This window comes from Muriicola sp. (assembly GCF_041567615.1).
In the GTDB taxonomy this organism is placed as follows: Bacteria; Bacteroidota; Bacteroidia; order Flavobacteriales; family Flavobacteriaceae; genus Muriicola.
The window spans coordinates 1-8,455 of sequence record NZ_JBFGBM010000120.1 but is presented as its reverse complement, the minus strand read 5'-3'; the positions used below and the strand labels follow the sequence as shown (position 1 = coordinate 8,455).

Below are 8,455 nucleotides of genomic sequence, written 5' to 3'. Positions count from 1 at the left end.
GACTGGCCCCTGAATGTGGAAGTGGGCCTTATCGGGTCCTGTACGAACTCTTCCTATGAGGACATCTCACGGGCTGCTTCCCTTGCCAAGCAGGTGTCTGATAAGAAACTCAAGACCAAGTCGAAATTTACCATTACCCCGGGTTCTGAGATGGTGCGTTATACCATAGAGCGGGACGGCTTCATCAAGACCTTCAACGACATAGGGGCCACCGTATTTGCCAATGCATGCGGCCCCTGCATCGGGATGTGGGACCGTTATGGCGACAAAGCTGCCACCGGACCCAGGAATACCATCGTACATTCCTTCAACAGGAATTTTGCCAAAAGGGCTGATGGTAATCCGAATACCCTGGCATTTGTGGGATCCCCGGAGCTGGTGACGGCCATCGCCATTTCAGGCAGGCTCGATTTCAACCCTATTACAGACACCCTGATCAACGAGGAGGGACAGGAAGTTAAGCTGGACGAACCGAGGGGTTATGAATTGCCCCCGGAAGGATTTGCCGTGGAAGATGCCGGGTATATCGCTCCCAGGAAAGACGGAAGCTCCGTGGAGGTCAAAGTGGCATCGGATTCAGAAAGGCTGCAGTTGCTCGCACCATTTACGCCCATCACCAACGAAAGCCTGAAGGGGATGAAACTCCTGATCAAGGCATTCGGCAAGTGTACCACAGACCATATCTCCATGGCCGGGCCCTGGTTGAGGTACCGAGGGCATTTGGACAACATTTCCAACAACACCCTGATCGGGGCGGTAAATGCCTTTAACAAAAAGACCAATTTTGTTAAAAACCAGCTGACAGGGGAGTACGGGGGAGTTCCTGATACACAGAGGGTATACAAGGCCAAAGGGATCAAAACCATCGTTGTGGGAGATCACAATTACGGAGAAGGTTCTTCCCGAGAGCACGCTGCCATGCAGCCCAGGCACTTGGGTGTTGCGGCTGTGCTGGTGAAGTCCTTTGCCAGGATCCATGAGACCAACCTCAAAAAGCAGGGGATGCTCGCCCTTACCTTTGCCAATGAGAATGATTACGATAAGATACAGGAAGACGACACCTTCAATTTTATCGACATCGACAAATTTGCACCCGATGTTCCCCTGACCATAGAGGTAGTACATACAGACGGATCCAAGGACCTGATCAAGGCGAATCATTCCTACAATGCGCAGCAGATCGCATGGTTCCGGGAAGGATCGGCCCTGAATATGATCAAAAAAGAAAATGCGGCTTGAGCCAAAAGGTCAGTATTATAGAGTTTAACCGGAAACATAGGTAACCCGATCAAGTCGCGTATTCATGGCCATTAAGAAAAAGACGATTTTCAATATCCTGCTGATCGTCCTGGTGCTTTCCTTTTTTGTGACACCCCTGGGATATCACAGCAAGATCCTCCTGAACCGACTGTTCGCTGGTACGCCTGATGTCATCCCGGAAAACGACAGGGTGGCGATCGCCGACTACGAATGGACATTAAAAGATGAGCAATGGGATTTCTTCAGTTTTGAGCGGTCTAAGGGAAAGGTGGTCTTTATCAATTTTTGGGCTTCCTGGCGTCTTCCCAGTGCAGCAGAACTGAAAAGCATTCAAAAGCTTTACGATCGATTTAAAGGGCAGGTCGATTTCTATATCATTACCGATGAGGAACGGGAACCGGTCAAAGAGTTCATGGAGGAGAACGACCTTTATTTTCCCGTGACCTACCTGATCATTGGGGAGAAATCTCCCCTGCAGGTCATGGAACCCCCGGCTACCTATATTTTGGATAAGCAGGGAAATATCGTAGTTAAACGGGATGGAATAGGCGATTGGGATAGTACGAAGATAGTCGGCCTCATTAATAAGCTGTTGGAATGAGATGAAAAAGGTAACGCCATACATATTCGGGATCCTGATCATAGGTCTGATTGCAGGTATAGTCTTCTTCAAGCCCATTAAATTTTATACGATCAAATACACGAACCGATTATTTTCGGAGAACACGGTTCCGGTGGAGAAGAGGAAAAATGAAACCGTGGAAGTATTTGACTGGTCGCTTAAAGAATATGGAGGGGACGCCGTTAACTTTGAAACATTCAGGGGAGATGTGGTTCTCATCAATTTTTGGGCCACCTGGTGTCCGCCCTGTATCAAGGAGATGCCTTCCCTGCGGGATGTATACGACTCCTACGGGGACAGGGTCCGATTCCTCTTTGTTGCCCGGGATAAGGAGAAGAACGTAACCCGGTTCATGGATAAAAAAGGATACGATCTCCCAGTATACTTTGAGAACGGCATTACTCCAAAGCTCTTTTACAACCCCAGTCTCCCAACTACCTTTATCATTGACAGGGAGGGAAAAGTGGTGATGGCTAAATCCGGGGAGTATAATTGGAATGGTGCCGATGTGCGGAAATTGCTGGATAGCCTGCTTTCCAAATAGGAGCCCCGTGCAGATCACAACCCTTACCTTCTTCAGATACAAGACGCTATTCAATAAGATCTGGGCATTCGGTATGATGCAGTTTGCCCATTCGAGCCTTAGCAGGGTGGAAGGACAGACTTTCTACAAACTGCTCGGTAGCGGCAAGGCAGGATTTAACCCCATGCCCGACTGGACGGTTTATGCCCTCCTGCAGGTATGGGAAAACCAGGAAAGCGCAGACCGTTTCTTTGCGGATTCCGGGCTCATGGTCAGGTACCGTAAAAAGAGTGACGAACACTGGGTCCTTTATATGAAGAACAAGATGTCCAGGGGTCGGTGGGCGGGTAAAATGCCCTTTTCACCACATCCGGCGACCTCTGAGGATATTCCTTATGTAGCAGCTATAACCCGGGCCACGATAAAATTCAAATTCCTTAGAAAATTCTGGAAGAGTGTACCTGCATCCCAGCGTCCTCTGAAGGATAATCCCGGACTCCTTTTTACCAAAGGGATAGGAGAGGTGCCCTTCCTGCAGATGGCGACCTTCAGCTTGTGGAAAGACCAGCCGTCCCTAGATGCCTTTGCCTACAGAAGCAGGGAACACATCAAGGTTATAGGGGACACCCGGAAATTGGGTTGGTACCGTGAAGAATTGTTCTCCAGGTTTCAGCCTTATCGATACGAGGGCAGCTGGAAAGGTGCAGATCTAAGGACGCTGGATATAAACCTGCCGGATCAGAACCAGAGATAAAAGTATAGAAAAAAGAACAGTTGGGCTGCGTACAGATGGGCAGAGAACTTCAGGTCGCCCGCGATTTTCAGCCATCGGATGACCCCCTGGAAGATCAGGGCCAATCCCAGCCAGCTCCAGTAATTCCACAAGGGTGGGATACCGTCCTCAAATTCCCAGAAATCAAAGCGGGGCGCAGTCTGCTCCATAAAATAATCGAGTACAAGCATCAACAGGGCTGCGAATGAGACCTGTAGGATCCGGTTGGATAAGACGTATTGTGCAATGCTTGCGGTGATAAAACTCAGCAGCGCCCAGTTGATCCCGATGAGAATGGGAACCCCATCGATTTTGGGTCCCAGGTTGGTACCGTAGGCATAAGATCCAAAGAGGATCCCATAGTGAACCCCAATCCATTCTGCCAGCATTCCCAGGATCCACAAAGTGATAAATGTGACAATCTTTTTAAGGTTGTCTACAGGGAACGCCAGAAAGAGCAGAAAGGTGGAAATCAGGAGATTAATAGGGGTCTTGGAAACAAACCAAGTCTCAAAACCCACACTGATACCGATCAGGGCTGAGATATGGAAGATCCAGATGACCCAAATGGCCCATTGTATATTCTTTATTTCAGGCATTTTCTTTTATTAGGACAGGTTGAGGTACCAAATCTGAGACGATCCTAGCCGAAAGCAGGCACAGGGGTATGCCCCCGCCAGGGTGTACTGAACCCCCACAAAAATAAAGGTTTTCAAGTCGCCTCGAGAAATTGGGGTGCCTCAGAAAGGCAGCGAATTTGGAATTGCTCGCAGCCCCGTACAGGGCGCCCCTGTAAGAACTTGTATTGTTCTCGATACCTATGGGATCCAGGATGTGTTCAGTGACGATCCTGGATTCTATGTCCCTTCCCAGGCATTTTTCCAATTTACGGAGGATCTGCTTCCTGGCACGCATTTTAAGGGTTTGCCAATCCTGCCCGTAGTTTCCCGGGGCGTTGATCATGACGAACCAGTTTTCGGACCCTTTGGGAGCGTCGCCAGGCACATCCTTGGAGGTAATGTTAACATATACAGTAGGATCTTCAAAAAGGCTCTTATCTTCGAAGATGGCTTTGAATTCCCCGGGATAATCCTTGCTGAAGAAAATATTGTGGAGGTCGAGTTCCTCAAACGCTCCCTCTATCCCCCAATAAAATATAAGGGCTGAACTGGATCTCTCCTGTGCAAGCGTTTTTTTGGGATGGGGAAGATGGGGTAAAAGCTTTGTATAGGTGGGGTAAATATCCATATTCGATATCACGATATCCCCGGAATGCGATGCTTCACTGGTCATAATACCCACAGCGCGGTCCTTTTCGGTAAGAATTTGTTTCACCTCCCTTTCGAAAAAGAAATTGACACCGACCTCACGGGCCAGTTCGTACAGGCTCTGGCTGATCCTGTGCATCCCCCCTTCGGGAATAAAGGTGCCGTAATGCATTTCGAGGTGAGGGATCAGGGACATGATCCCGGGGGTCCTGTAGGGCGAAGAACCGTTGTAAGTGGCATAGCGATTAAAGAGTTGAACGAGCTTCGGATTCCTGAACCTTCGTGAATTTACCATATTCAGGGAAGTATTCAGGTCCAGGCTACCGAGCCTGGCAATCGCCTTCAGGGTATCCCGTGAGAGGTAGGTGCTCGCCTTGTGCAGGGATTTTTCCAGGAAGATACCAGCCGTAAGATCGTATTTTCTCCGGTTACCTTCGAGATAAGATTCGAGGTTTGCCATATCCTCCCCAAAAGCAGCAGCAGCATCACGAACAAAGGAATCCTTATCGGCTTTGGCTGAGAAGCGGGCACCGTCCTCCCAGAAATAATTACAAATGGTCTCTTTTCGGAAATACCGGAAGAATTTGTCGGGCTCTTTCCCGTGCAGTTCAAAGAGTTCATCCACAAAGTGTGGCATGGTAAAGAGAGAAGGACCCAGGTCGAACCGAAAACCATCCTTTTCAATGGCGTGAAGTTTGCCACCGGCATAGGGATTTTTCTCATAGACGTCTACGTCGTACCCGAGATTTCTGATCCTCAGAGCAGATGCCAGGCCTGCAATCCCCGAGCCGATAACGATGGCCTTGGGCATAGGCCTTATTTCTTGAAGTATTTCAAAGGTACCCAGAGCATGCCGAAACATTCTCCGTCTTCTTTCCCCAGGTGCTTGTGGTGGATCTTATGCGCTCTTCTCACCCCTCTGGCGTACCAGTTATTGGCATTCCGGAACAGCTTGAAACGCTGGTGGATAAAAATATCGTGAACCAGGAAATAAGCAGCCCCATAGGCCATGATCCCAAAACCAATAGGATATCCATACCAGAAGGAGGTTTCCCCCGCAAGTATGATAAAGGACATACTCATCACGGCATAGAAAATAAAGAAGGCGTCATTCCTCTCGAACCACGAATCGTGGTCCTTGCGGTGATGGTCTTTGTGCAGGCTCCAGAGAAAACCGTGCATCACGTATTTATGGGTAAACCACGCCATGAATTCCATGATGCAAAAGGTGGTCAAAAAAATCAGGATCCAAAGTGCGATCTGCATGGTGATAAAATTATACCAGGTTCAATTTATAGTTTACATAGGAGGTGGCCAGCAATCCGAATTTCTGATAATTCGGTACACGGATCCGGGCGTTCTTGATCTGCAGGGAAGGTGTCTTTTGGAGTTTTCTCAGTAACTGATAGTAGTACTTGTAGGCCGTGTACACTCCAAATTTAGCCTCATTGGGGAGTTTGGCAATTCCTTCATACCCTTTCCTGAAGTCTTCCCTTATCTCTTCTACGATCCTCTGTTTGGAAGCTTCATCGAGTTGCAGGAGATTGGTGTTGGGAAAATACGACCTGTTGAGGTCTTCGTAATCCGCTTTCAGATCCCTGAGGAAATTAACCTTCTGGAATGCCGATCCCAGCGCCATGGCCGAATCTTTCAGGACTTCATACGGGCGGTCGTCCCCGTTGACAAAGACCCGGAGGCACATAAGGCCGACCACGTCTGCAGAACCGTAGATGTACTCCTTGAATTCGGCATGGGTGGCATATACCTGTTTGTCGAGGTCCATCCTCATACTCTTCATAAAGGCATCCACAAGATGCCGGGGGATCCCATAGCGATGATACGTGTGCTGAAATGCATTCAGAATGGGATTCAGGCTGATCCTATCAGCCAGGCTGTCCTCAAGATCTTTTTGGAAGGCATTGAACAATTTTTCTTTGTCGTAGTCGTGAAAGGTGTCCACGATCTCGTCTGCAAAGCGGACAAAGCCGTAAATGTTGTAAATATCTTTTCGGATGGACGGGGCCAGCATTTTGGTGGCCAGTGCAAATGAGGTGCTATACGACTCCGTCACGGTCTTGCTGCACTCAAATGAAACTTTGTCGAAAATAGACTTCATAGCAATGTTTATTTTTTCTGAGTGATAAGTTCGGAAACCAGTTTACCCGAAATCAGGGAGGGTGGGACTCCCGGGCCCGGAACCGTCAGTTGCCCGGTAAAATAAAGGTCCTTCACTTTCTTGCTCCTCAGGCCGGGCCTGAGGAATGCCGTTTGCAACAAGGTATTGGCCATTCCATAGGCATTTCCCTTATAGGAATTGTACTGTTCCTTGAAATCTTTTACACAAAAGGACTCTTTAAATATAATATTATTTTCGATGCTTTGGCCTGTACGCTCTTCAAGGCGCCTGATGACGATATCAAAATATTGCTCCCTGAGTTCCGGGGTGTCTTCCAGGTCGGGGGCTATCGGAATGAGGAAAAATCCCGTCTCACAGCCGTCGGGTGCCATGCTTTGGTCTGTGACTGAAGGAAAGTTTACATAGAACAAGGGTTCTGTGGGCCATTTAGGCCGGTCGTAGATTTCCTCTGCATGTCTTTCAAAATCGGTGTCAAAGAACAGGTTGTGGTGTTCCACATTCTTCAATTTCCTGTCGAATCCCACATAGAACAGCAGGGAAGAGGGGGCAAAGGTCTTCTTGTTCCAATAGTCTTCCGAAAACTGCCGGTACCGGGGCTCCAGCAGCGTCTCCGAATGATGGTAATCTGCTCCTGAAAGGACGAAATCAGCCTCAATAGTTTTCCCACCTGCTTCGATCCCGGTCGCTTTCCCATCTTTGACCAGGATCTTGCTCACGGTCTGCCCCGTGTGTATTTTTACACCCAGTTCCTCGGCCAGTGACTTCATACCCTCGATGATCTTGTACATACCTCCTCTCGGATGCCAGGTTCCCAGTCCGAAGTCGGCATAATTCATAAAGCTGTAATAGGAAGGAGTTTTACTGGGCTTAGCTCCCAGGAACAAGACAGGGAATTCCAGGGTGGAGATGAGCTTGGGGTTTTTGAACTGTTTCCGGACCTGCCCGCTAATGGTTTTAAAAAACTGGTCGACCCTCATAGCTGTTTCCTTGGTTACGAGTTCAAAGGGGGAGAGACCGGGTCTGTACACGATATTATTAATAGCGATGTCGTAGTTCTCCTGGGCCTTGGAGATGAATTTGCGCAGGTGTCCCGAACTTCCGGGCTCGATGCGTTCAAATTCTTCGCATATCTTGTCCATGCTGTCACCCACGGTGATCACATCGTCAGAAAAGAAGATCTTGTAGGCCGGATCCAGCTTATCCAATTGGTAATAGTCTGATGTGCTCTTTCCAAAATCGTTAAAAAAGCGCTCAAAAATATCCGGCATCCAGTACCAGCTCGGGCCTATATCGAAGGTAAATCCGTTTCTGATCAATTGTCGGGCTCTGCCCCCTACGGTTGCGTTCTTTTCATAGATCTCTACATCAAAACCTGCCTTGGCCAGATAGGAGGAAGCAGATAGGGAGGAAAACCCTGAACCGATGATGACAACTTTTTTACTCATAAGAGGTAAGCATAGGCGTAGCCCTAGAGGGCGGCAGATAAGTGTTCCACGGATTCAAAGGATCGGATATGACCGGGCAGTTTGTCCTTCGTGAGATACTGGGTCTGCCTGCCCAGGATCCAAAGTTTGGAAACTCCGTTCGGACTTAGGATTCGGTTGAAATCTTCAATATACTGTTGCAAACCGTCCTTGGTGGGAATTACCGTAAAGTAGGAGAGAAAATGAAGATTGTTGTAGTATTTCTGCAGGTCGGTAAGGCTTTCCAGGGGCATAGTCTGGCCCAGGTAGATCGTTTTGTATCCCCTTAGCAATAATTCGTAGTTCACGAACAGCAATCCTATTTCATGGATCTCGTTCTCAGGCAGGAAGAGTACAAAGACCTTATCCTCTCGCGTAGGTTCCATCTCCTGAATCTTTTCTGTGCTGAT

The 8,455-nt window shown here is 48.5% G+C and carries 9 protein-coding genes and 1 pseudogene; 4 read left to right on the top strand and 6 right to left on the bottom strand.

What is annotated here, in order from left to right; all coding sequences use genetic code 11:
* The 4 genes from ABYP73_RS09125 to ABYP73_RS09110 all read left to right on the top strand — a co-directional run.
* Positions 1 to 1,239 (top strand): aconitase family protein (locus ABYP73_RS09125; RefSeq protein WP_372974115.1); only part of this gene is annotated, 1,239 nt, incomplete at its 5' end.
* A gap of 64 nt (positions 1,240 to 1,303) precedes the next feature.
* Entirely contained in the window at positions 1,304 to 1,861 is a 558-nt protein-coding gene (locus tag ABYP73_RS09120) for a TlpA family protein disulfide reductase (RefSeq protein WP_372974114.1), read from the top strand.
* Position 1,862: 1 nt separating this feature from the next.
* Positions 1,863 to 2,426: a TlpA family protein disulfide reductase gene (locus tag ABYP73_RS09115; protein WP_372974113.1), complete on the top strand. Its 564-nt coding sequence runs from the start codon at positions 1,863 to 1,865 to the stop codon at positions 2,424 to 2,426.
* A gap of 7 nt (positions 2,427 to 2,433) precedes the next feature.
* Positions 2,434 to 3,159 carry a DUF3291 domain-containing protein gene (locus ABYP73_RS09110; RefSeq protein WP_372974112.1) on the top strand — a complete coding sequence of 242 codons (726 nt, stop codon included), beginning with the start codon at positions 2,434 to 2,436 and terminating at the stop codon, positions 3,157 to 3,159.
* Here ABYP73_RS09110 and ABYP73_RS09105 read toward each other — a convergent pair.
* The 6 genes and pseudogenes from ABYP73_RS09105 to ABYP73_RS09080 form a co-directional block, all read right to left on the bottom strand.
* Positions 3,144 to 3,776 carry a carotenoid biosynthesis protein gene (locus ABYP73_RS09105; protein WP_372974111.1) on the bottom strand — a complete coding sequence of 211 codons (633 nt, stop codon included), beginning with the start codon at positions 3,774 to 3,776 and terminating at the stop codon, positions 3,144 to 3,146. The genes ABYP73_RS09110 and ABYP73_RS09105 overlap by 16 nt on opposite strands.
* Positions 3,769 to 5,256 carry a 1-hydroxycarotenoid 3,4-desaturase CrtD gene (gene crtD, locus ABYP73_RS09100; protein WP_372974110.1) on the bottom strand — a complete coding sequence of 496 codons (1,488 nt, stop codon included), beginning with the start codon at positions 5,254 to 5,256 and terminating at the stop codon, positions 3,769 to 3,771. The genes ABYP73_RS09105 and crtD overlap by 8 nt, the downstream gene beginning before the upstream one ends.
* A gap of 5 nt (positions 5,257 to 5,261) precedes the next feature.
* Positions 5,262 to 5,711 carry a sterol desaturase family protein gene (locus ABYP73_RS09095; protein WP_372945991.1) on the bottom strand — a complete coding sequence of 150 codons (450 nt, stop codon included), beginning with the start codon at positions 5,709 to 5,711 and terminating at the stop codon, positions 5,262 to 5,264.
* A 10-nt stretch (positions 5,712 to 5,721) separates the two neighbouring features.
* A complete protein-coding gene (locus ABYP73_RS09090) occupies positions 5,722 to 6,561 on the bottom strand; it encodes a phytoene/squalene synthase family protein (RefSeq protein ID WP_372974109.1) in 840 nt (279 codons plus the stop codon).
* An 8-nt stretch (positions 6,562 to 6,569) separates the two neighbouring features.
* Positions 6,570 to 8,027, bottom strand: a complete 1,458-nt coding sequence (locus tag ABYP73_RS09085; RefSeq protein ID WP_372974108.1) for a phytoene desaturase family protein — start codon at positions 8,025 to 8,027, stop codon at positions 6,570 to 6,572.
* 23 nt (positions 8,028 to 8,050) lie between these two features.
* A pseudogene (locus tag ABYP73_RS09080) lies at positions 8,051 to 8,455 on the bottom strand (MerR family transcriptional regulator); the annotation flags it as partial.

Coding starts and splice junctions, on each gene's coding strand:
- ABYP73_RS09120 (WP_372974114.1), top strand. CDS start 1,304: ATGGCCATTAAGAAAAAGACGATTTTCAATATCCTGCTGATCGTCCTG.
- ABYP73_RS09115 (WP_372974113.1), top strand. CDS start 1,863: ATGAAAAAGGTAACGCCATACATATTCGGGATCCTGATCATAGGTCTG.
- ABYP73_RS09105 (WP_372974111.1), bottom strand. CDS start 3,776: ATGCCTGAAATAAAGAATATACAATGGGCCATTTGGGTCATCTGGATC.
- crtD (WP_372974110.1), bottom strand. CDS start 5,256: ATGCCCAAGGCCATCGTTATCGGCTCGGGGATTGCAGGCCTGGCATCT.
- ABYP73_RS09095 (WP_372945991.1), bottom strand. CDS start 5,711: ATGCAGATCGCACTTTGGATCCTGATTTTTTTGACCACCTTTTGCATC.
- ABYP73_RS09090 (WP_372974109.1), bottom strand. CDS start 6,561: ATGAAGTCTATTTTCGACAAAGTTTCATTTGAGTGCAGCAAGACCGTG.
- ABYP73_RS09085 (WP_372974108.1), bottom strand. CDS start 8,027: ATGAGTAAAAAAGTTGTCATCATCGGTTCAGGGTTTTCCTCCCTATCT.